A 21,586-nucleotide genomic window follows, 5' to 3' on the forward strand; every position below is an offset into this window, starting at 1 on the left:
ATGAGTGGGCCACCGTTAGGGTGGCCTTTTGCTTTTCTAAAGGAAGACAATGTATGACATATTATTCTGCATCGGGTTGATTCTCAGGAGCTGCATTCTGGAACGCTGGAAGAGCTCTCAGCGCCGCAGTGACTTCTTGAATGATTGGATACGACGAAAGATCGACATTAAAGCGCTCAGCATTGTATACCTGAGGCACCAGACACACATCGACTAAACTCACCTCATCACCAACGCAGTAACGGCCACGGCAGCCCTGTAGCTTGGTTTCCAAGCTGGCAAAACCTTGCTCTATCCAGTGTTTATACCACCGAGCTTTATGCTCTGCCTGCAAGTCAAACTGCCCTGATAAATACTGGAGTACGCGCAAGTTATTCAGCGGGTGAATGTCGATTGCAATGTCTTGCGCTAGCGATCTAATCAGGTAACGTTGCATGCCCATTTCTGGCACGAGTCGAGCGCCCGGATATTGCTCATCCAAATAATCAATGATCGTTAACGATTGATTCAATTGCATTTCACCATCAACCAATACAGGCACCAACTCACTCGGGTTCAGAGACTTGAAACTGGCTTGATGCTGCTCTCCACCCTCATTAACCAAATGCACCGAACGTTGTTGATAGTTTAACTGTTTAAGGTTCAGTGCAATACGGACTCGATAAGCCGCAGAAGAACGCCAGTATCCGTACAAAGTCATCTCAGACATCAGTACTTCACCACCTGCTGTTCAATGGCGCCGAAGATTGACTGACCTTCGCTATCCAGCATCTCCATCTTAATTGTGTCGCCAAAGCGCATAAAACTGGTTGACGGTTGTCCATCACGAATTGTCTCAATCATTCTTACTTCAGCAATACAGGAGTACCCCACTCCACCTTCCGTAATCGCGGTACCAAACTCTGTCCCTTGTTTATTCGACACCGTACCTGAGCCAATAATCGCCCCAGCAGAGAGAGGGCGCGTTTTTGCTGCATGCGCGACCAGTTGAGGGAACTCAAAAGTCATATCGGTACCTGCATTTGGGCAACCAAACGCTTGGCTATTATAGGTCGACAACAAAGGCAGGTTTACCTTGCCACCATCCCATGCGTCACCCAATTCATCAGGCGTTACCGCGACAGGCGAAAACGCTGAAGAGGGTTTCGACTGGAAGAATCCAAAACCCTTAGCGAGTTCATTCGGAATCAATCCACGTAAAGAGACGTCGTTGACCAGCATGATCAAACGGATCGAATCCGCGGCTTCAGAGTCTGACACGCCCATAGGAACGTCGCCAGTCACCACCGCAACTTCTCCCTCAAAATCGATGCCGAACTCTTCACTTATTACTGGGATATCATCTTTAGGGCCAAGAAACGCGTCAGAACCGCCTTGATACATAAGAGGATCCGTCCAAAAACTTGGTGGCATTTCTGCACCACGCGCTTTACGTACTAACTCGACGTGATTAACGTAAGCACTGCCATCTGCCCATTGATAAGCACGCGGCAATGGTGATTCACACTGATCTTGGTCGAATGGCAGCTCTTGCACCAACTCTCCCGCATTTAAGGCGGTGTACACTTCTTGCAACTGAGGTTCATAACGAGACCAATCGTCGAGCGCTTCTTGCAACGTAGCGGCTATCTCTGGCACCGCGACGCACTTGGTTAATGTTTTATTGACCACAACCAACAGCCCATCACGGCGACCATTCTTCAACGTGGCTAACTTCATAATCAATCCTTAATTTCTATACTTTCCAACTGTATACGTATTCTTTATTTTCTACCGCGGTTGCTTCTTCAGCAAAGTTGAGGGCATGGCGAGTATCAATCATGACTGCCACTTCATCGGTAAACTTCTTCTTATATTCTTGGCCCGCTTTAAACGCTTTCGGGTGCGGTCCGTGAGTAAATCCAGCCGGGTGAAAAGTCACCATTCCTGCTTCTATATTGTCACGGCTGAAAAAGTCGCCTGCGTGGTAGAACAGCACTTCATCGTAATCGTCGTTGTTATGATAAAACGGCACTTTCAACGCGCCAGGGTCACTCTCTATCGGCCTTGGGACGAAGGTACAGATAACAAACCCAGCACCGACAAAAGTGGTATGCGCAGACGGGGGAAGATGATAACGATGGGACATCAGCGGCCTGATATCGCGCCAATTCACTTTGACGACCGCTAAGTCACCGTGCCAACCAATAGCGTCAAGTGGATTGAACGGATACGTTACCGTACTCACTTGTTCATGGCGCTTGATATGAACTTGCGTCGATGCTTCCGAATACTGCGCTTTAAACTTGTCGTTGATCGATGGAACTTGTAACACCGCAGGGTCAAAAACCGCGTGATTACCTACCATACCCTTATCTGGTAAGGTATACGCAGCATCGGTATTTTCCACCATTAAGATGAACATTGGCTCGCTAGGCTCTAGACGCCAATTGGTAGAGCGAGGGATGACGACATAATCCCCCTCGCTGACTTCTAAGTGACCATAATCGCTAAAGAAATCTGCTTTACCTTGGTGGATAAACAACAACTCGTCTCCATCCGCATTACGGACTAGAAACTCCATTTTCTCATCCATACGCCAGATTCGGATTTTGCAATCAGCGTTATGCAGAAGATGAGGAACGGCCCAAGGAGAGGTTTGCGCCGCTTTCTCTACCAAATTGAAATTAAACGCTCTTGGGCGCAGCTCTCCATCCCACTCCGTCCACCCCGTGGGTGCGTGTTGATGATGAAAATGCGCCGCCGGACCAAAGAAACCACTTCGGCCAGCTTCACGTTCATAAATTGCCTCTTCTGGGAAATCGGCATGTGCTTGTTTAGAGCACACCCCCTCCCGATGAGGGAATGTGATCCATTTATGCATCGTCTAATACTCCACGGCGAATTTGATCTTCTTCAATCGACTCGAATAGGGCTTTAAAGTTACCTTCACCGAAACCTTCATTGCCTTTGCGCTGGATGATTTCAAAGAACACTGGGCCAATCACTGTCTGAGTAAAAATCTGCAATAAGATGCCATCCTTCATTGGTGCACCATCGATTAGGATTTGCAGATCACGCAGTTTGCTCACATCTTCGCTATGCCCTTCGACGCGTTGGTCTACTTTTTCATAGTAAGTATCAGGAGTCGGCATGAAGTCCATGCCGCGATCGCGAAGTGTTTGCACGGTTTGATAGATGTCGTCTGTAGTTAACGCAATGTGCTGGATGCCTTCTCCGTTGTATTCACGGATAAACTCTTCAATTTGCGATTTGTCGTCCGAGGACTCATTAATTGGAATGCGAATTTTTCCACACGGAGCCGTCATCGCACGACTGACTAGGCCAGTGAGCTTACCTTCAATATCGAAGTAGCGGATCTCGCGGAAGTTACCGATACGCTCGTAGAAGCCCGACCAAACATCCATATTGCCTTGCTTAACGTTGTGAGTAAGGTGATCGATCTCATACATACCCACGTCCATTTTGGCTAAACGCTCATCGGCATCCGGGTAAAACACAAAGTCAACGTCATAGATGCTTTGTTTGCCGTAGCGGTCAACAAAGTACAGCAGGCTCTCACCAATGCCGTAAATGGCTGGAATACTTAGCTCCATGGGACCTATTTCTGTTTTGTATTCTTGTGCCCCATTGTCTAACGCATGCGCTAGTGCTGAAGCGGCATCTTTAACACGAAAAGCCATACCGCATACGGACGGCCCGTGAACTTTGGCAAAGCCCTCCGCTTGACTGTGCGGTTGAGCATTGACAATAAAACTGATGTCTCCTTGGCGATACAGCCAAGCGTCTTTAGAACGGTGTTTAGCAATCTCAGCAAAGCCTAGAGAGTTAAACAAATCTTTAAGCGCCTGTATCCCTGCGTTATCCGCAGCGGTGTATTCAACAAACTCAAAACCATCAGTACCTAGTGGATTAAACGCTTGGTTCATTCTTGATCCCTCTTTCCATGTGTTAGCGTGTATAGCTAAAGATTTGCCCATAAGAGCGGCAAAAGGAACCTTTTGGAGCAACATAGCCAACCTCAGCATCAGCGCTAAAATGTGTAAACTTTGTTAAACCAAATTAAAATAAACACCAAATAACAAAAGGTTAGACACAAAAACAAAGGTAACATTTAATTTACATTTATTGTTCCTGTACGGCTGTGGATACACCCCTTCTTCCGTCATATCAATCTAGCACTCTCTCGGTTTCATAAATGCAAGATTAATAACAATCACTTATCTCTATTCGACGCTGTTATTGAAGGCAGTGCTGGGTTTAACAGCACGTAAACATCTGCCTCAATTGAGCGCAAAAGAGTTCGCCAAGAATTGATTTACCTCAGTTTAGCGAGAAGAAACACGGGATAAGGTATGGGTCTCTGTTCCCACACATAGGTATGACAATGACAACTATCAATCGCGATCGCTTAGTTGATCACTTTATTCAACTGGTAAAAGTTGACAGTGAATCCCGCAATGAAAAGCAAATCGGAGAGTTACTTGCAGAGCAGTTAGGTGAGCTCGGTTTTAGCGTCCACAAACTGCCCGTGCCTGAAGAGGTATCAAACGGCTTTAACCTGTATGCAAAGCTAGACGGAGCAATTGAAGACAGCATCGTTTTGAGCTGTCATATGGACACAGTAACCCCAGGCATAGGCATCGAACCTATCATCGAAGACGGGGTTATTCGCTCTAAAGGTAATACCATCTTGGGTGGTGACGATAAATCCGGCATCGCCGCCATTATGGAAGCGGTGCGTTGCATCCAAGCCGAGAACCTACAGCATAAAACCATTGAACTGGCTTTCACTGTTCATGAAGAAGGCGGACTATTTGGTTCACAACACTTCGACATGTCTTACATTCGCTCTGACAAAGCCATCGTTCTTGATACCGGCGGCCCTATCGGTACCATTGTCAACGCCGCACCAGGCCAACAAAAAATCGTTGCTGTCATCAAAGGTCGCCCAGCGCACGCTGGACTTGCTCCAGAAGAAGGGATTAGTGCAATTCAAGTTGCGGCTGACGCCATTAACCAAATGAAACTGCTACGCATTGACGAAGAAACAACCGCGAACATCGGCATTGTTCAAGGTGGTAATGCGACCAATATCGTCATGCCTGAACTAAAGATCGTTGCCGAAGCACGTTCTCTGAACGGCGATAAATTGGATGCCCAAGTGACACATATGATTGACACATTCCAATCCGTTGCAGAAAAGCATGGCGCCGAGGTAGAAATTAATTCGACACGCGCCTACAACGCGTTCGTTATTGCGGATGATCACCCACATATTACGGCGGTCAAATCAGCTTTCGAAGCAATTGGGGCAAACCCATACACCAAAGGTACAGGTGGCGGCAGTGACGCCAACAACTTCAATGCGAAAGGCCTTACGACCGTGAACATTTCGACAGGTATGGCAAAAGTCCACACCACGGAGGAGTTCATCGCCATTGACGACATGGTAAAAGTCACCGAGTTTGTTAAACACTACCTAACTCACTAATGCTAGCCTAAGCCGCAAGTTCACTTGCGGCTTATTAAGCAGAGCTGGCCTCGATAGTTTCTTGCTCGAGCATGGAAAAGAACTCTGCGTAGGAGAGCGGTTGAGAGAACAGATAACCTTGATACTGGTCGCAACCGACCTCGCGTAAAACCTCTAATTGCTCTTCATACTCTACCCCTTCAGCAATCACTTTAATGCCTAAGCTGTGCCCCATTTGTACTATTGTGTTGACCAGTACCTTGTCTGAGTGACTGAGGGCACACTCATCAACAAAACACTTATCAATTTTCAGTACATCAATAGGCAGCTGTTTGAGGTATTTGAGGCAGGAATACTCCACTCCAAAGTCATCGATTGCGACAGTCACACCAATCGCTCGAAGCTGACGACAAATATCGGTTATGTGCTGAGGGTCGCTCATTAATGTCGATTCCGTAATTTCGATTTGCAACAAGTGAGAAGGTAATTGAGTTTCTCTTAAGGCCTGACACACCACTTCAAACAGGTCGGCGTGAGCAAACTGAACGGTCGATACATTAACGGCGATACACATGTCAAAACCTTGGTCATGCAATCGCTTAGCTTGATCACACGCTTTATAAATAATCCATTTTCCTAGTGGGACAATCTGAGTTGTTTTCTCCGCAACAGGGATAAACTCGGCAGGAGAAATCGGGCCTAAATGTGGATGTCTCCAACGAATCAAGGCTTCTGCGCCTAGTATGGTTGAACCACAAATGGTGACTTTAGGTTGGTATTGCAGTACAAACTGGTCATTCTTCAGCGCATCTTTGATTTCAGTTTCAATTTGGTGCTGACGAATGGTTTCTTTGAGCAGTTCGTCGTCAAACCAACAAACACTCCCAGGCCCTTCTGTGCGTGCTTTATACAAGGCAAAGTCAGCGTTTTTCGCCCAAAGCTCTCGATTTCCCTTGGCGTCTAACGCCAACGCAATACCAAGACAATAGGCAAGACGATGGGAGGTATTATCAATACTGAACATGACTTTTTGATGTTTAGTCAGCTCTTTCGCCAAGCCTTCCAATGTGGTGTCGAGCGTTTTACTTTCTACCAAAATGACGAACTCGTCGCCGCCAAACCGAAAAACCTTTCCCCGCTCTCCAACTAAGTCCTTCAGGTGACTTGCAAACGTCACCAACAAAGCATCGCCATGACGATAACCCAAACGATCATTCACGTTTTTGAAACCTTCCAACCCAACATGAATCAAGCCATAAAGAACAGCGTTGGATTTGTTAATACTGTCTGTCGCTTCACGGTACGCGTTGGCATTCGGCAATTTGGTCAAGTAGTCCGTCAAACTTTCTTGGTGGAACTTCTCTGCTTGCTGTCGGGACTTGACTGAGAAGTAGACCATGAGAGTGGAAAATAGCGTTAATGCTGTGACCTCAATCGAGACATCAATAAAGGCATCGAAATCTTTCACGTCGAGTTGATACAAGTAGCCATTGATGAGTGCAGCGGCGACGGCAATTGGCCACAAAGTTCCTGGGAACAAGACCACGTAACAGAGGGGAAGCAACACTAAGGTCGATTGAACATCGCTGAGCGCGAATGGCTCGACAAAACCGCCGACAACAAACAAAGCTACACTAGCGAAGGCAAACAGATGCTTAAATGAATGCTGTTGAGCAAACAGAGCCACCAGCATGGCGACTGGAAACAGATAAAACACGTGGTTCCACAAGTGTGGCACCATGATGAGGGTATAGGAGATCCACCCTACTGCAGATAGGTAAGCTAGATAGCCCACAACTTGCAGCCCATCCGAAAACTGGTTTACACGCATCGCTATCCTTAACTCATTATGTTTTCAATGGTTTAAAAACCACGACGATTTAGCTGCTTATCCTGCCACTAGCGCCTCTATCTCCCACACGCGTTATTCCATTTCAGACAGAGTGCATGGAGCCGTAGTCACGCCTTTTAAACCGGTTTATTGTTTGCGCGTGCACTATAAACAGTAGCCTATATTTGCTCTGTTGCCGCTCTTGGCGTTATTTTTCGTTGAGCTAATTGTGATTTATGCTGACAAGCCACAAAAGAAAAGCCCCATGTTCATAGAACACAGGGCTAAGAGGTTGTCACTTGGATTCTAACGCTTACAATCCCAGCTCTTGCGCCAATTCTTTCATCTGTTTCAGATCCATTTGATGAACTTTGATCATCTGGTTTACTTGGCTCAACCTTGAGTTCAGTTCATCTTGCTTATCACACGAATCAGACTTCGCTTCCCAAGAGGTTCCTTCAAGGTAAGCATCACACTCCACCTTTAAGGCTTCGATTTTTGGCACCAGCTCTTCTTGCTCTTTCTCTAGCGAGTCCAGTTCCATCTTAACCTTCAGCTCTTGCTGGAAAAGCTCTCTGGAGCGTTCAAACATGGTTGCTTGCATATCAGCCTGACGATTCAGTTTGGAATTCGCCGAGTTAGCTTCAACCAATTGCTGTTTCTGGGCGTTAAGCTGTTCCTCAAGGGATAAGTTAACTTTTTCGAGCTCAGCAACCTGTTGCTTCATCGCGCTTAGTAAGGCTTCGTTTTCCGCCACTTGCTCTTCCATTGCAAGCTTGAGTTTATCTTCTACTTCCGTATCGACATTGGCGACACGCGTTTCCACTTTCTGAATCAATGCTTGCTTATCATCGACCAACGCCTGGTAATTCTGCTCCATAAGGTGATAGGCCGACTCCCATTTACTCGCGGTAATCGAGGAGCCAACTAAGCCTCCGATGGCCAACCCGATTATCCCTGCAATGGCAATGTAGAGATAACTGCGGCTATCGCGCTCTTCAATAACGACAACATCATCGTTATCTTCGATGTCAGTCTGTTTGTTCACTTAGTTGCTCCTAACCGGCTATCGGATGAGTTCAGTGACCATGAGTATGGCGGTATAGGTAAAAAAGCCTGAAAGCAACATGATCACGACGTACTTTTGCAGTTTCTCGCTGGTGCGATACCGAATCAAAACAAACGCAAGCGCAATTAAAAATACCAGAGCTATCAAACGAGTCATGCCTTCTCCTTAGCCTAACCGCATCCAAATGGTTCATAGGTTAACTCTTTCATTTATACCATCAAATTGGCCTAAATGGTCAGTGTCAGGTAGTTTTCTTTGCCGCAATGACCATTATTTAAACAAAGCAAGAAAGATTCCATTTTGATTGGTTATCTCTTCATCAGTTCTACCACATGTTGCCGAATATAATTTGGTGGATGATGATAAACAAGGTATAAAGAATCGGTAAAATTAATCGAGGCTAAATAATGAAACCATACAAGTTAGACAACAAAAAACGTCGTATTCTTAAGAAACTGTATCTAGGTGAGTTTGCTATGCAGGGCTTTGAGATCAGTTGTGAAACAACGATCAAAGACTTTGACAGCTATGACGCGTTTGTCGATGAGTTTATCGACTACATCGATGGCTTAGGCTTGTGTTTCGGCGGCGGTGGCCTTGAGTTGTTTGAAGGCTTCCTGTGTGCTCAAAAACGTTACATTGATGCGACAGAAGAACAGAAAGCGCAAGTTGTTGCATGGTTAGAAGCACGCACAGACATCACGTCTGTTGAGACCAGCGAACTGCTTGACGCAAATTACTTCTAAGTCTCGAATGAATATTTGAGTGAAAATAGCGCCCTTCTGGCGCTATTTTTTTATTCTCTATCTCACCTCTAAGCCAAGATTGTACTGAGCAAGGCAGCGCGTCACGTAACTGATTTTTAAAAACGCCGCGATGACAATGGTACTGATATGCGCAGCAATTTGCATCGGCAAACTGAACTGATCAGCATAAGGATAAGAAACCAAAATACTGACCACCATTGCGATTAAGGTGAAAACCAGCGCTACGTTAGATGCTTTTAGCAGCACTTGGAACTTTCTCGTTGTTTGTTGAGCAAACATATTGACCTCACTAGAGTATTGTTTTGTATTTATACCCCTAGTCATTGCACACTCCTTGCCAACTTTTCACCCATTAAAAATCAAAAACTTAACAACAAGCAAAAGAAAAACAAGTCAAAGTGACCCACCAATATAATTGGTCATTTTGACACTAACAATCCATTAAGACACAATAAAAATAAATTGTTTTGTAAGCGGAATTTACGGTTGTATTGCATGATTTTTATGATAGAGTTCACACGTCAATACATCAGAACTATTGACCATCTTTTACTCATTTAATTGGGTAATTGTTCCAATGAAGACTGCAGGAGAGTGGTTGTTATCTAAATGTTAACATTTAGACAAGATAACCCGCCGAAGAATTAACTATTTCAGGTGCTACTTAGGTAGCGGGGACTGTTGTTGGAGGAACCTCTGGAGAGAACCGTTAAATCGGTCGCCGAAGGAGCAAGCTTAGCTTTATCTACAAACGCTAAGTGAAACTCTCAGGCAAAAGGACAGAGGAGTGAAAAGTACTACCTGCTATGGGCTTCCTGTCTGTTGGCTTCATGAGATCATCGATCTCTACTTTTCTCTCTTCTCCTTAGTAATGCTTTATCAATTAAGGGGAAATCATGGATAACCTACAATCTTTACTTAAAACTATCGACAGCTTTGTCTGGGGTCCACCACTGCTTATTTTGCTGGTGGGAACTGGTGTCTACTTCACTTTTAGTCTTGGCTTAATCCAATTTCGACACCTTCCCACTGCGCTGAAAATGGTGTTTAGTAAAGAGGATTCTAGTAAACAAGGGGATGTCTCAAGCTTTGCGGCTCTGTGTACGGCGTTATCTGCAACCATTGGTACGGGTAATATCGTGGGTGTTGCGACGGCGATTAAATTAGGCGGACCTGGAGCACTGTTTTGGATGTGGCTAGCCGCTCTATTTGGTATGGCAACCAAATACGCTGAGTGTCTATTGGCGGTTAAATATCGCAAAGTCGATGATAACGGCCAGATGGTTGGCGGCCCAATGTATTACCTGCAATACGGCGTCGGCTCTAAGACCTTAGCCGTGTTGTTTGCGGTATTTGCCTTGGGTGTGGCTTGTTTTGGTATTGGTACCTTCCCGCAAGTCAACGCTATCTTGGACGCCTCTCAGATTTCATTTGGTATTTCGCGTGAAATCTCTGCCAGCATCCTTACCCTACTCGTGGCGTTCGTGACCTTAGGCGGGATTCAATCTATCGCTAAAGTCGCCGGGAAAGTCGTTCCTACCATGGCGCTGTTTTATGTATTGGCGTGTTTGAGCGTAATCATTATGAACGCGGATCAACTGATCAATGCCGTAGAACTCGTGCTTGTGTCTGCTTTTACTTCTACAGCCGCAACGGGGGGTTTCTTAGGTGCGAGCATTATGCTAGCCATTCAATCGGGTATCGCGCGTGGCGTTTTCTCGAACGAATCGGGATTAGGTAGCGCACCGATGGCAGCGGCAGCAGCGAAAACCGATTCTTGTGTTAAACAAGGGCTGATTTCAATGACAGGTACTTTCTTTGATACCATCATCATTTGTACCATGACAGGCCTTGCTTTGATTCTCACTGGTGCTTGGCAAAGTGACTTTGCAGGCGCAGCGATGACAACACACGCTTTCGCGGTCGGTCTGAACGCCGAAACGTTGGGGCCAATGTTAGTCTCAATCGGCTTAATCTTTTTTGCTTTCACGACTATCTTAGGATGGAATTACTATGGTGAGCGCTGTGTGGTGTTTTTGTTCGGCACCAAAGCGGTACTTCCTTACAAGTTTATCTTTGTCGCTTTGGTCGCATCTGGTGCCTTCCTTCACTTAGATATGATCTGGATTATCGCTGATATCGTGAATGGCTTGATGGCAATTCCAAACCTAATTGGTCTAATTTTGCTTCGTCAAGTCGTTATCGAAGAAACCAAACACTACTTTGCCGCCCAGTTTTCAGCCTTGAAAACGGCTTCGAACTAGTAAACAAAAGCAGCGACCAGTTTGGTCGCTGTTTTTTTCAATACGCTAAGTTACTGCTCTTCAAAAATCAGCTTAAACCCTAAACCAACTAAGACCAGCCCGGTTGTCGCTTCCATCCAACGCATAAAACGCGCGCTTTGCAGCAAGCTTTTTGCCCTGGTTAAAGCCCCCGCTAGACCACATTGCCAAACCATAGCGATCAAGAAATGAATGCTGGCCATCAGCAAAGACTGGAGGACAACGGAACCTTCTGGATTGATAAACTGGGGTAAAAACGCGAGGTAGAATACCGCTGTTTTGGGGTTAAGAACATTAGACAGGAAGCCTTCTCTCAGCGAACGCTTTTTACTGCTGCTCACCAATTCACTGAGTGCTGACCCGCTGCCATCACCACCTGACGCCATAACGGTTTTCAAACTGCTCAAGCCCAAATAAATGAGATAAGCCGCTCCTATCAACTTAATGGCATTAAAAAGCTCCGCCGACTGGGCCAATATGGCGGAAATTCCCAATGCAGAAAAACCCGCATGGACAAACAACCCAAGACAGATGCCTAAACTCGTTGTTGCACCGTCGGTAAAGCCTCCACGCGATGAGTTTCGAATCACCAACGCCGTATCAAGACCAGGGGTGAGGGTTAAAATGGTAATGGCAACTAAAAACGCCTCAAAATTGCTAATCAAAGTCTACTCCCTCAGATCATTACAAAATGTAACCACTTTATTGCCATTGTTTGTTGCCTAATTCAACAATAACTTTCGATAAACTTATCGCCACCTGTACGATAACAATCAAGATCACAATTTATTTTACTGCTCAAAATTAAAGAATGACAAACGCTTCACCAAGCTATAGTATGCCGTTCCATAATAGTGAAACGACGATTCAGTCAGTAAGGAAATGGCCATGGATATGGTGAAGCTCAGTTATCAAATCATGGGGATCGGCAAGTGGACCGAAGTCTACGTCAGTAAAGATGTGGCTAACGCATTGGTGCGCGAATATCGCAGTTACAACTGGCCAGTTAGACTGCGTGAACCGCAACCCACCTAAACCGATGTTACGGTTACAAACAGCTACTAAATAATACACAGTTCTACTTGGTCTACTGATAGATGGTTGGTAGACTTTCGCTTTTCATAGTCACGGAAGGCGACCCATGAGCGCATTCAAAAAACTCACAGAACACTCCAAAAAAATCTCTCACTTTAACCACCTCGCGGCTATTTGTGGCTGGGATCAAGCGGCTGTTATGCCGAGTGGGGGCAACCAAGCTCGTTCAGAAGCAATGGCTGAGTTGTCGGTTCACCTACACGGCCTACACACACAACCTCAGTTGGCCGATTGGTTCGATCAAGCCGAGCAAGAATCGTTAACAGAGCAAGAGAGCGCCACGCTACGCGAACTCAAACGAAACTGGCAACAGGCCAACATACTTCCTGAGTCCTTGGTTCAAGCAAAATCTCTAGCGGGTTCAAAGTGTGAACATGCATGGCGCACGCAACGTGGCGAAAATGACTGGCAAGGGTTTGAAAAAAACTGGGCTGAAGTGGTTAAGCTCTCTCAAGAAGAAGCTCAAATCCGTGCAGACGCCACCGGCCTGTCACCATACGATGCCATGCTCGACATCTACGAGCCTGGTACTCAGTCTGACTCTTTAGATAGCTTGTTCAGTGACGTAAAAACATGGCTACCTGATTTGATCGATCAAGTGATTGATAAGCAAGCGTCAGAGACCTTCGTGCAACCTCAAGGAAGCTTTGATACTGCCAAACAGAAAGCACTTGGCCTGGATGTAATGAAGCTGCTCCAGTTTGATTTTGAGCACGGACGTCTGGATGAAAGTGTTCACCCCTTCTGTGGTGGCGTTCCATCAGATGTACGTATTACCACGCGGTATGATGAGAGCGAGTTTGTTCAATCTTTGATGGGTATTGTTCACGAGACAGGACATGCGCGTTACGAACAAGGCTTACCAAAAGCATTGGCTGGATTACCATCTGGTGAAGCACGCTCTATGGGTATTCATGAATCGCAGTCTTTGTTCTTTGAAATGCAAGTGGGTCGCAGCAATGCCTTTATCGCTCATTTATCGCGTTTAGCGGGCAATCACTTCTCTGATCACGATACCGGTTTGTTCTCGCAAGATAACTTCCAAAATCTATACACCCGTGTAAAGAAAGACTTTATTCGTGTCGATGCTGATGAGCTTACCTACCCTGCACACGTGATTTTGCGATATGAAATCGAACGCGATCTCATTAACGGCAAAATCAAACATACCGATGTGCCAGAGCTGTGGGATCAGAAGATGCAGCAATATCTCGGACTATCGACTCAAGGCAATTTTAAAAATGGCTGTATGCAGGACATCCACTGGACGGACGGCGCATTTGGCTACTTCCCTAGTTACACACTAGGAGCAATGTACGCCGCTCAATTTATGGCCTCGATGAAGCAAACCGTTGATGTTGATGGCGCAATCCAAAGTGGAGATTTAACGCCTATCTTTACTTGGCTATCTGACAACATCTGGAGTAAAGGTAGCATTTTGACCACAGATCAACTGGTCACTCAAGCAACAGGTGAAACGCTCAACGCGGAGCACTTCCAAGCGCATTTGAGAAGTCGTTACCTCTAATCTCTTGCTCCTCCCACCAGAAAAAAGAGCAGCGATTTGCTGCTCTTTTCTTATGTGGATCGTTTTATTCGGCACTGAATGTGATGTGGCCATAGTAACTACTTGCCTCTAAGGCGCTGTTGTCGGTATCCGTCATAAGCGCCACGACATCAATAAATTGATAACTGTCTAGATTCGCTTGTTCGCTGCCCTTATCACCGAACAACTCAACCATGTCTTGAAAAACGTTCCTCTTCTCTGGGTACCAAACGCCAACTTCGGCGCTTGCATCTCGAATTGCCAACATTTTCACTTTAGCGCCGGCGTAAGCGTTGTCCCAATGCTCACCCGCGGCATGATCGCTTGACCAAACGTAATTAAGCGAGGAAACATTCCACATGAACATACCTTCATTCCTAACCAGATAGATTCGAGCGGCATAATCATCTCCAGCCTTGGTGTTTTCCGCTAAATTCTCTAACTTCTTGTCAATTTTCCAGCGCCAATTAATGTAAGGTGTTTTTTCTAGATCAATCTTTTGGCTAAACATCAGGCCTGACGCGCTCCCAATGCTTTGAGCGTGCAGTATATTCTTCGCAGATAAGACGGTGTATTGGGTTTCACCGGAAAAAACTTTGGATTGCCATTGGTGAAATTCGTCATCGTTAAACTTGGGCAGTTCAACAAGCTCAGACGAAGCCAAGGAAGCAAAACTCACCATTCCCAATAAGTACAAACTGATGTTCACTGTTTACCTCCTCCGGCTTTATCTCAATGCTAGATGGCGACCGCTTCTATCTTATTACCGTCTAGGTCTCGAACAAACGCAGCATAATAGGTTTCACCATATTCCGGGCGCGGACCGGGCTTGCCTTCACAAGTGGCCCCCATTTCAAGCGCCGTATTATAAAACGCATCAACTGAGCCTCTTGAAGGCGCATTAAAAGCCACATGGGCCCCATTGCTTGCCGTCGCTTTTCCTTCGCATGGCGCTCCAACCCAAAACTCAAACTGTTCGCCATAGGCAGCCGCAACACCTTCAATGTAGTGAGAACGCTGGATGGATAAACTTGCTAGAACGGAATCGTAAAAGTTCACTGCACGTTCCACATTGGTCGTGCCGAGAGAAATATGATTAAGAATCATAGTAAAGCCTTTAAAAGTTGAAGAAAGAGTACCGAGATATACTTACATTATTTAAATAATAACTGAGCGTGAGTAACACCGACGCCATGTTTGCCCGAAATGAGACCAAGTGTGAATATTCACTACTTTAGGCTGGCCTGAATGATCAATAGCTCGATCTCTTGATCTGACGTATTAACCAAACCATGCGTACCATACCGCTGGTTTACAATCATATCTCCAGATACTACTTTGCGCTCTTCTCCTTCTATCATCATCATGCCTTCACCGCTCAAAATAATGTACATTTCCTCATCGTCACCATGGGTGTGCTGCCCCATAGAGCTTCCTGGCGGCATCACAACGCGAATTGCAAAGTCCCAAGCACCATCAAAGTCTTTTCTTCTAAATGCTCGATATATGTCAATTGCCCCCTCTCCATCATGACTATTTTGATCAACTTCTTTGTCACACGTATAAAAATTACGAATCATAGCTCCCTGCTCCTTCGTGAAATTTCAGTTTTGGCATAAATTAGCGTGTCATCAAGCATCCCAGAAGGTAGCCGCCTCGCGCTAGCTAGTCGCCCCTCGAGTAAGTAACCACAGCGTTGAGCGACAGACTGACTTTTTTCATTTGAAGCTGCCATTTTTATTTCAACTCGTTTGGCCTGCTTTTCAATAAATGCATATTGCTCGACCAACTCAATCGCCTCACTGATGTAGCCTAACCCTGTTTTTGAGGTTTGTAGCCAGTAACCAATTTCAAAGTACGGAACGCAAGGATCCCGGACAATAAAACCAATCGCTCCAATAAAAACACGCGATTTTTTCTCTACGATGTTGAACCAGAACTCACCACAAAACTGGTTGTAGTTTTCAACCGCTAGCTCGATATTGTCAATAAGATCCGATTTAGTTAAAGATTCCGTAACCCAAGGCAAAAACTGAGAAAACTCAGAGCGGCTTTCATCAATAACTTGATACATTTGGTCAGCCAACAGCAACGACGGAGGTGATAACAACAACCTTCTGCTTTCCATACTCCCTTCAATCCCTTTAGATCTTCACCCTATATTCTTGAATAACTAGCGAATCACTAGCCATACCAAGTGATGGTTATACGGCACATAAATGATTTAAAGGCGCCCATGCTAGCTCATCTGAAGCGCCTAACTTTCTGCTCCAAATCCAACCATTCAATTCAAATTCTTTAATCAGAAGCTCCCCAATCACCAAGTTATGTTCTTTAGCGAAGTAATCTTCCGTCACGGTCACTTGCTGATTTTCAATGGCTAGGATTTGCTTTGGGATCCACCCTTGTTTGTTCTCGCCGCGACAATAAATCCAGTCCGCCCAATCTCCCTGTGGGTTGGACTCTTCAACCAGATCTAGAACCTCCCCTTTGGTGACTCGAATTGGGTCATCCGGTGCATCTTGATAGTCCTTTACAACTTTAAACTTGATAGCCAATCTCTTATCCCTGTTTGTTGCTGGCAATTGGCGATTATCTTAACGCAATTCTGTGGCGTAATGTTGCACCTTGCCTCTCGTTTCTAGCTCGACCCTCAGGTGCAATTGGTCGCAACCGTTATGTCATAGCAATAAAAACGGACACTCAACATTTTTACCAAATGTTGAGTGTCCGTTCATATCTCACTCGAGCTAATTTTTCGTGGTGCACTAGCTAACCGACAATGCTTCGAACCACGCTTAAACCTGCTGGCGTGAGCGTCCAAATAAAGAAAGCGATATTGATAATGATGGTAACCCACAAGATCGTTTTAAATGGTTGCTTTTGAGACTTGTGACGCAGGGTGTGCTGAGCAAGCAATGCTCCCGGCCAACCGAAACACAAAGCCAAAAGATGCAATGTGTTCTCAGGTGTTCTCCACTCCCCTTTTACCGCTGCTCTTTTATCCACGGCATACATGACGAAAGTAGCAAATGACATGATGAGGTAGATGGCAATGAAAAACAGCTCTCCCCCGAAAAGAAGCGTTAATACACTTGAAAGCACTAAAAAGAGAGCACTGAATAAAACTGTAGGTGACATAAAATATTGCCTCTGTAATTTCGATATGTCGGGAAAGCCATGTTCACTGAACGACGCGCTCAGCCAAAGAAGAAGTTACGTTTTTTCTTGTAGGCTAACACCGAATTGCAATACCAATGCGGTTAACACATTGCTCCCACTCTAGTATCGCTCGCCGAATGCTCCTAAGCGCTGGCGAGCGACTTTACTGCTTTACACTCATGCTACGCGCTAACTAAATGGAGGGGCAATTACCTTTAGCGGCCATATCTACTTTTAGAACTTCCGCTTTCCCTTTACTTTCATCCACTAACTCAACGCCCGCGCCACCTACAAACACTCCCATTTTGATGTATTGATTAACGAAGTAATTACGACCTTCATCGGTATATATCGTTAAATGGTTCTCTGAGAACTCAGATTCTGTACTGACCTGATGCTCTTTGTTCCCTTCTACTTCATGGTAAAAGAACACTCCAGGGGCAGTCTCACCGATACACTCACCATCTACGTACACGAACTTTTTAAGTGCTCCACCAACAATACTGTCCTCACGGTAGATATAGAGACCAGATTTGCCTTCTGTAGGCGCTTCAAACGATTTGATTTCATTCGATACAGTTGAATCGACGGTAGGGACTGAGGCACAACCAGACAAGCCTAAAAGGAGCGCAGAACATAGAATTACTTTATTTTTCATATCATTACCTAGCTACAACAAAAAAATCGAGCCAAACATACTATAGAGAAATACGCTCATTAATATTCATAATCTAAATTTGTGATTCAAACATCATTGTGTTTACCAATAAGTAGAGAGGAATCCTAAAAATCTAATCAAAACCAGCAGTTAGGAGGCATCTGGTCGGCATAATTGCATTGTTGTGACAATGCGCATTACGTGCACTGTATCTTCTAAGATCTCGTTGATTTATTCGTGTTGAAGTTTATTAGAAGAGACTTGTTTTCTATCTTCGTCATTGCCATTTTGATAATAGATAAAAACAAAAAAGAGCAGCAATAAGCGACTCTTTTTCGCGTTAATTTGTCGCCAATTATTTAACCGCGATTGTCTGTCCAGTGCGGTTACTTTCCATTGCTAAGTCGATTAGCTTGATATTCCAAAGTGATTCTTCAGCGCTTACTGGAGGTGGAGTCTGGTGTTTAATCGACTCTGCGATCTTAACAAAGTAATGCTGGTAACCACCTCGCTCCGTTGCAATGGTCCGCTGCCCTTCGCCATCATAAAAACAACCATACTGATCGATTTCTTCATCGGCCCAGCAAGGTTGTTCTGGTCGTTGTCCTGCAATTAACCTCGCCTCCTGCGGATCTAATCCATATTTTACATAACTCCCTTTAGAGCCCTTAATGGTAAATCGCTGGTTTGGATGGGCGCTGAACAGATCAGCATGGAGCACGGCAACATGCCCGGGGTAATGCAACGTGAGATCGAAGTGGTCCACATTGTTAGAGCCCTCACGCATAATATTACATTGAGCGGTTATTGCCTCAGGTAAGCCAAACAGAGCCAGCGCCTGATCAAGCAAATGCGGCCCCAAATCAAACAAGATACCACCGCCGTCAGTGGCTTGCTCGCGCCAGCGTTGGCGTACTTGTGGGCGAAAACGGTCAAAGTGAGATTCGAAGTGTTTTAGCTCACCAAACTCCCCCTGTTCAATCATTTTTTTGACCGTCAAGAAGTCTCCATCCCAGCGTCGATTGTGGTAAACGCTCAACACTCGCTGCTTTTGCTCCGCAAGCTTAATCAGCTCTTCTCCATCTTCAACACGAGTCACAAACGGTTTTTCGATGATCACATGTTTGCCATTTTCCAATGCAAGCTTGGCAAGTTCGAAATGCACATCGTTGGGTGCCGTTATGATGACCAGCTCGGCATCGGACTGTGTAAGCATGTCGTGAGCCGATGAGTAATGTGCCGCGCTTGGCCAGTCTCGCGCTACCGCTTGCTGGTTACTCGTGCTAATCGCGCTCAGCTCAAACTCAGCTAAGGTGGTTACAAAAGGTATATGAAAGGTTTTTGCAGAAAAGCCGTAGCCGACTATGGCTGTCTTAATTGCTTTGGTCATGGTTCTATCTCTCGCTGTCAGGCTGAGTAACAATAAGTTGAATATCGTTTAGGTCTAGTTGCTGTTGGATAGCTTTAGGCGGTCGTTGATTGGTGACTAAAATGTCGATGCAATCAAAGTCACACACTTTAAACATCTGCTGTTTATCAAACTTACTGCTGTCACACAGACAAATGACTTGTTGAGCGCGATCCAGCATCGCGCGCTTCATTGCCGCTTCTTCACTGCTGGTCGTAGAAACACCCAGTTTTGAAAGTGCACAAACCCCAATGAATGCCTTACTAAAGTGATATTGCTTAAGCTGCTCTAGCGCTTCTGTACCTAACATCGCGCGGTGAAATTGATTGAATTGCCCACCAAGAAAATGCAGCTCAACTTCGGGGTTGAGAGACAAAACGCCTAAGCAGTCGACAGCATTAGTAACAACAGTGACAGGTAGAGAAATTTGATTGGCTAGCGCGGTTAATGTGGTCCCCGAATCGAGTAATAGCGCATCGTTTTCCTCGATTAGTTGAGCTGCAGTGCGAGCAATCTCAATTTTATCTTGGCTGATCTCTTTTTGAGAGTAAGCAATTGGCCCTGACATAACAGGCGCAGATATTGCCCCACCTCTTATACGCTGGACACCAGGTAACTGAGTAAGCTTGACCAAATCCCGGCGCGCAGAATCACGCGAAATATCAAATCGCTGACAAATCTCCGCTAAGGTAATTTTGCTACTTTGGGTTAACCAATCTTGCATCGCAATCAGGCGTTCATCTTGCGTCACACATCAATCCACTTAAATAAACTTAAGCAATACTAAGCGATCAACACACTGATTGCACTCATTTGTTCTATCTAGTCGACAGGTCCTTATACGCATAAGCGCAATCTCATTAACTAACATGAGCACAAGGCTATGATTTTGTTTACACTTATTAAGTTATTCCAACCTATTCAAAGGTGAATTTTGCTCACTGATAACACTCTGACTTTTGCGACGGCTAACCTATTTAACTTTGTTGAACCCCCCAGCGCCTTTTATGACTTTGAGAACATATATGATGCGCAAGGTTGGGCAGATAAATGTCGCTGGACGGCCGAGAAGATCACCAGCCTCGATGCCGATATTATTGGTCTACAGGAAGTGTTCAGTATTGAGGCAACCAGAAAGCTGTTTGATCAATTAGGCTATCGTTACTTTGTGACTGTCGATGAGCCTCACATTGAGAGTGATTACATCTATACCAAACCCATCGTCGCCCTCGCTTCTCGCTTTCCTATTACGCATTTTGAAGCGGTCACACCACCCTGTTCGCTTGTACAAGATTACAATGTGGAATGTCCGCGTTTTAGCCGTCAGCCGATTTACGCCGTGATTGATGCTGCGGATATTGGACAGGTCGCGGTCTATGTATGCCATCTTAAATCTCAGCGTGCGACAGAAAGTAATAACCCAGAGAGTGACAATGCATTACTTGGCGTATGGTTGTCGAGCCAGCAACGAGGTTGGGAAGCCGTTATGCTGCGTCACTTTATGCAGCAGAAGTATCGAGATAAACCCATGCCGACCGCGCTAATGGGAGATATGAACCAGACCATTCTCAGCGATACCACAGGGATGTTAGTGAAAGATCTCAAACAGCTGGACAATGAGTTGAAATTGGAAGACAGTTGGCTGATATTTCAAGAATCTCACCCAAGTGCAGAGCGTGCAGCCACTCATTATCACTTCGCACGCGGCAATGTGCTCGACTATGTTTTGCTGTCTCAGGAATTTCAAACGCACTCCAGCTATTCTATGGCCGATGTGAGCCACTACCGTGTGCTTGACCAACACTTAATTAACCCAAACTACAGCCAAGACAAGCAAGCGAGCGATCATGCTTTTGTGGCCGTCACCGTTCGATTCGTGCTGTGACTGCCTTTTAGACGGCAATAAAAATGCCCGAGTGAAATGCCCGAGTGATAACCCGGGCATAAAGATCAAAAGCATTGAAGCAACACTACTTACAGTAAACACGCGCCTCTTTAGGCGTATAAATCCCGAGCGTCACAACATCGAGCAGTACGTTAGTAAATGTTTTCTGGACTTCAACTTTCGCTATCTTGTCGACACCGCCACAAACACTAGAAGCATCGATTTCTTTTTCTTGCGCTAAACCATCGATAAAGAAGTGATGCGTTTGCTCTTTAGTGGCATTGCTTGCTGGGGCACTTGTTTCAGGGGACATAACAAAAGTTTGTTGCGCACAACCAGAAGCCAAAGCGGCGATAAAGGCAGCCAATACTAGTTTTTTCATGATTCTCTCCAAAATAATCATCAGGTGT

25 protein-coding genes and 2 riboswitches are annotated in these 21,586 nt (G+C 45.4%); of the genes, 6 read left to right on the forward strand and 19 right to left on the reverse strand.

The features are described 5' to 3' along the window. Positions 1-61: 61 nt before the first annotated feature. From maiA to hppD, 4 genes are read right to left on the reverse strand one after another with little or no spacing between them, the layout of a single operon-like run. Entirely contained in the window at positions 62-709 is a 648-nt protein-coding gene (maiA, locus tag RH45_RS09420; protein ID WP_008076477.1) for a maleylacetoacetate isomerase, read from the reverse strand. Next, entirely contained in the window at positions 709-1,719 is a 1,011-nt protein-coding gene (locus RH45_RS09425) for a fumarylacetoacetate hydrolase family protein (RefSeq protein ID WP_008076486.1), read from the reverse strand. Before RH45_RS09425 ends, maiA begins: the two co-directional genes overlap by 1 nt. Positions 1,720-1,735: 16 nt before the next feature. After that, the gene (locus tag RH45_RS09430; RefSeq protein WP_008076491.1) at positions 1,736-2,863 is read right to left on the reverse strand and encodes a homogentisate 1,2-dioxygenase; all 1,128 of its coding nucleotides are present in this window, start codon (positions 2,861-2,863) and stop codon (positions 1,736-1,738) included. Beyond that, a complete protein-coding gene (gene hppD, locus RH45_RS09435; RefSeq protein WP_008076492.1) occupies positions 2,856-3,929 on the reverse strand; it encodes a 4-hydroxyphenylpyruvate dioxygenase in 1,074 nt (357 codons plus the stop codon). Before hppD ends, RH45_RS09430 begins: the two co-directional genes overlap by 8 nt. A 458-nt stretch (positions 3,930-4,387) precedes the next feature. On the opposite strand from hppD, the gene RH45_RS09440 reads away from it, so the two are divergent. Beyond that, on the forward strand, positions 4,388-5,494 hold the full coding sequence (locus RH45_RS09440; RefSeq protein ID WP_008076493.1) for a M20/M25/M40 family metallo-hydrolase: 1,107 nt from the start codon (positions 4,388-4,390) through the stop codon (positions 5,492-5,494). A gap of 34 nt (positions 5,495-5,528) precedes the next feature. Here RH45_RS09440 and RH45_RS09445 read toward each other — a convergent pair whose 3' ends face one another. The 3 genes from RH45_RS09445 to RH45_RS23535 form a co-directional block, all read right to left on the reverse strand. After that, positions 5,529-7,304 (reverse strand): putative bifunctional diguanylate cyclase/phosphodiesterase, encoded by a 1,776-nt coding sequence (locus RH45_RS09445; protein WP_008076494.1) that lies wholly within the window; start codon positions 7,302-7,304, stop codon positions 5,529-5,531. A gap of 313 nt (positions 7,305-7,617) precedes the next feature. Beyond that, a complete protein-coding gene (locus RH45_RS09450) occupies positions 7,618-8,352 on the reverse strand; it encodes a hypothetical protein (RefSeq protein ID WP_008076495.1) in 735 nt (244 codons plus the stop codon). An 18-nt stretch (positions 8,353-8,370) separates the two neighbouring features. Beyond that, on the reverse strand, positions 8,371-8,529 hold the full coding sequence (locus RH45_RS23535; protein WP_008076496.1) for a hypothetical protein: 159 nt from the start codon (positions 8,527-8,529) through the stop codon (positions 8,371-8,373). 251 nt (positions 8,530-8,780) lie between these two features. Between RH45_RS23535 and RH45_RS09460 the strand changes: the two genes are divergently transcribed. Continuing rightward, a complete protein-coding gene (locus RH45_RS09460) occupies positions 8,781-9,119 on the forward strand; it encodes a 50S ribosome-binding protein YggL (RefSeq protein WP_008076498.1) in 339 nt (112 codons plus the stop codon). Between the two features lie 57 nt (positions 9,120-9,176). Here RH45_RS09460 and RH45_RS09465 read toward each other — a convergent pair whose 3' ends face one another. Next, positions 9,177-9,419: a hypothetical protein gene (locus RH45_RS09465; RefSeq protein WP_039958427.1), complete on the reverse strand. Its 243-nt coding sequence runs from the start codon at positions 9,417-9,419 to the stop codon at positions 9,177-9,179. Between the two features lie 298 nt (positions 9,420-9,717). Further along, positions 9,718-9,831, forward strand: a riboswitch (glycine riboswitch). Positions 9,832-9,833: 2 nt separating this feature from the next. Further along, a riboswitch (glycine riboswitch) is annotated at positions 9,834-9,926 on the forward strand. 110 nt (positions 9,927-10,036) lie between these two features. Here RH45_RS09465 and RH45_RS09470 point away from each other — a divergent pair. After that, positions 10,037-11,404: an alanine/glycine:cation symporter family protein gene (locus RH45_RS09470; protein ID WP_008076501.1), complete on the forward strand. Its 1,368-nt coding sequence runs from the start codon at positions 10,037-10,039 to the stop codon at positions 11,402-11,404. A gap of 50 nt (positions 11,405-11,454) precedes the next feature. Here RH45_RS09470 and RH45_RS09475 read toward each other — a convergent pair whose 3' ends face one another. Further along, entirely contained in the window at positions 11,455-12,087 is a 633-nt protein-coding gene (locus RH45_RS09475) for a LysE family translocator (protein ID WP_008076503.1), read from the reverse strand. Between the two features lie 223 nt (positions 12,088-12,310). Between RH45_RS09475 and RH45_RS23540 the strand changes: the two genes are divergently transcribed. Next, positions 12,311-12,457 carry a hypothetical protein gene (locus RH45_RS23540; protein WP_008076505.1) on the forward strand — a complete coding sequence of 49 codons (147 nt, stop codon included), beginning with the start codon at positions 12,311-12,313 and terminating at the stop codon, positions 12,455-12,457. Between the two features lie 106 nt (positions 12,458-12,563). Next, a complete protein-coding gene (locus tag RH45_RS09480) occupies positions 12,564-14,045 on the forward strand; it encodes a carboxypeptidase M32 (protein ID WP_008076506.1) in 1,482 nt (493 codons plus the stop codon). Positions 14,046-14,109: 64 nt separating this feature from the next. Here the strand turns inward: RH45_RS09480 and RH45_RS09485 are convergent, their stop codons facing one another. The 9 genes from RH45_RS09485 to RH45_RS09525 form a co-directional block, all read right to left on the reverse strand. Beyond that, the gene (locus RH45_RS09485) at positions 14,110-14,772 is read right to left on the reverse strand and encodes a DUF3047 domain-containing protein (RefSeq protein ID WP_008076508.1); all 663 of its coding nucleotides are present in this window, start codon (positions 14,770-14,772) and stop codon (positions 14,110-14,112) included. Positions 14,773-14,801: 29 nt separating this feature from the next. Beyond that, positions 14,802-15,170 carry a VOC family protein gene (locus RH45_RS09490; RefSeq protein WP_008076510.1) on the reverse strand — a complete coding sequence of 123 codons (369 nt, stop codon included), beginning with the start codon at positions 15,168-15,170 and terminating at the stop codon, positions 14,802-14,804. Positions 15,171-15,292: 122 nt separating this feature from the next. Further along, on the reverse strand, positions 15,293-15,643 hold the full coding sequence (locus RH45_RS09495) for a cupin domain-containing protein (protein WP_008076512.1): 351 nt from the start codon (positions 15,641-15,643) through the stop codon (positions 15,293-15,295). Further along, on the reverse strand, positions 15,640-16,191 hold the full coding sequence (locus RH45_RS09500; protein WP_008076514.1) for a GNAT family N-acetyltransferase: 552 nt from the start codon (positions 16,189-16,191) through the stop codon (positions 15,640-15,642). The genes RH45_RS09495 and RH45_RS09500 overlap by 4 nt, the downstream gene beginning before the upstream one ends. A 76-nt stretch (positions 16,192-16,267) precedes the next feature. Further along, positions 16,268-16,615, reverse strand: coding sequence for an SH3 domain-containing protein (locus tag RH45_RS09505; protein WP_039958455.1), 348 nt, complete (start codon positions 16,613-16,615; stop codon positions 16,268-16,270). A gap of 220 nt (positions 16,616-16,835) precedes the next feature. After that, complete coding sequence (locus tag RH45_RS09510) at positions 16,836-17,204, reverse strand: DUF1294 domain-containing protein (protein ID WP_008076517.1); 369 nt, start codon at positions 17,202-17,204, stop codon at positions 16,836-16,838. 214 nt (positions 17,205-17,418) lie between these two features. Then, the gene (locus RH45_RS09515; RefSeq protein ID WP_008076518.1) at positions 17,419-17,883 is read right to left on the reverse strand and encodes a DUF2846 domain-containing protein; all 465 of its coding nucleotides are present in this window, start codon (positions 17,881-17,883) and stop codon (positions 17,419-17,421) included. Between the two features lie 355 nt (positions 17,884-18,238). After that, positions 18,239-19,273 carry an oxidoreductase gene (locus tag RH45_RS09520; RefSeq protein ID WP_008076520.1) on the reverse strand — a complete coding sequence of 345 codons (1,035 nt, stop codon included), beginning with the start codon at positions 19,271-19,273 and terminating at the stop codon, positions 18,239-18,241. A 4-nt stretch (positions 19,274-19,277) separates the two neighbouring features. Next, positions 19,278-20,042: a DeoR/GlpR family DNA-binding transcription regulator gene (locus RH45_RS09525; protein WP_008076521.1), complete on the reverse strand. Its 765-nt coding sequence runs from the start codon at positions 20,040-20,042 to the stop codon at positions 19,278-19,280. A 183-nt stretch (positions 20,043-20,225) separates the two neighbouring features. On the opposite strand from RH45_RS09525, the gene RH45_RS09530 reads away from it, so the two are divergent. Beyond that, on the forward strand, positions 20,226-21,176 hold the full coding sequence (locus tag RH45_RS09530) for an endonuclease/exonuclease/phosphatase family protein (RefSeq protein WP_008076523.1): 951 nt from the start codon (positions 20,226-20,228) through the stop codon (positions 21,174-21,176). A gap of 85 nt (positions 21,177-21,261) precedes the next feature. Here RH45_RS09530 and RH45_RS09535 read toward each other — a convergent pair whose 3' ends face one another. Then, positions 21,262-21,558 (reverse strand): Bor family protein, encoded by a 297-nt coding sequence (locus RH45_RS09535; protein WP_008076526.1) that lies wholly within the window; start codon positions 21,556-21,558, stop codon positions 21,262-21,264. Between the last annotated feature and the right edge of the window lie 28 nt (positions 21,559-21,586).

The sequence above is a fragment of the Vibrio sinaloensis DSM 21326 genome (assembly GCF_000189275.1).
Lineage (GTDB): Bacteria > Pseudomonadota > Gammaproteobacteria > Enterobacterales > Vibrionaceae > Vibrio > Vibrio sinaloensis.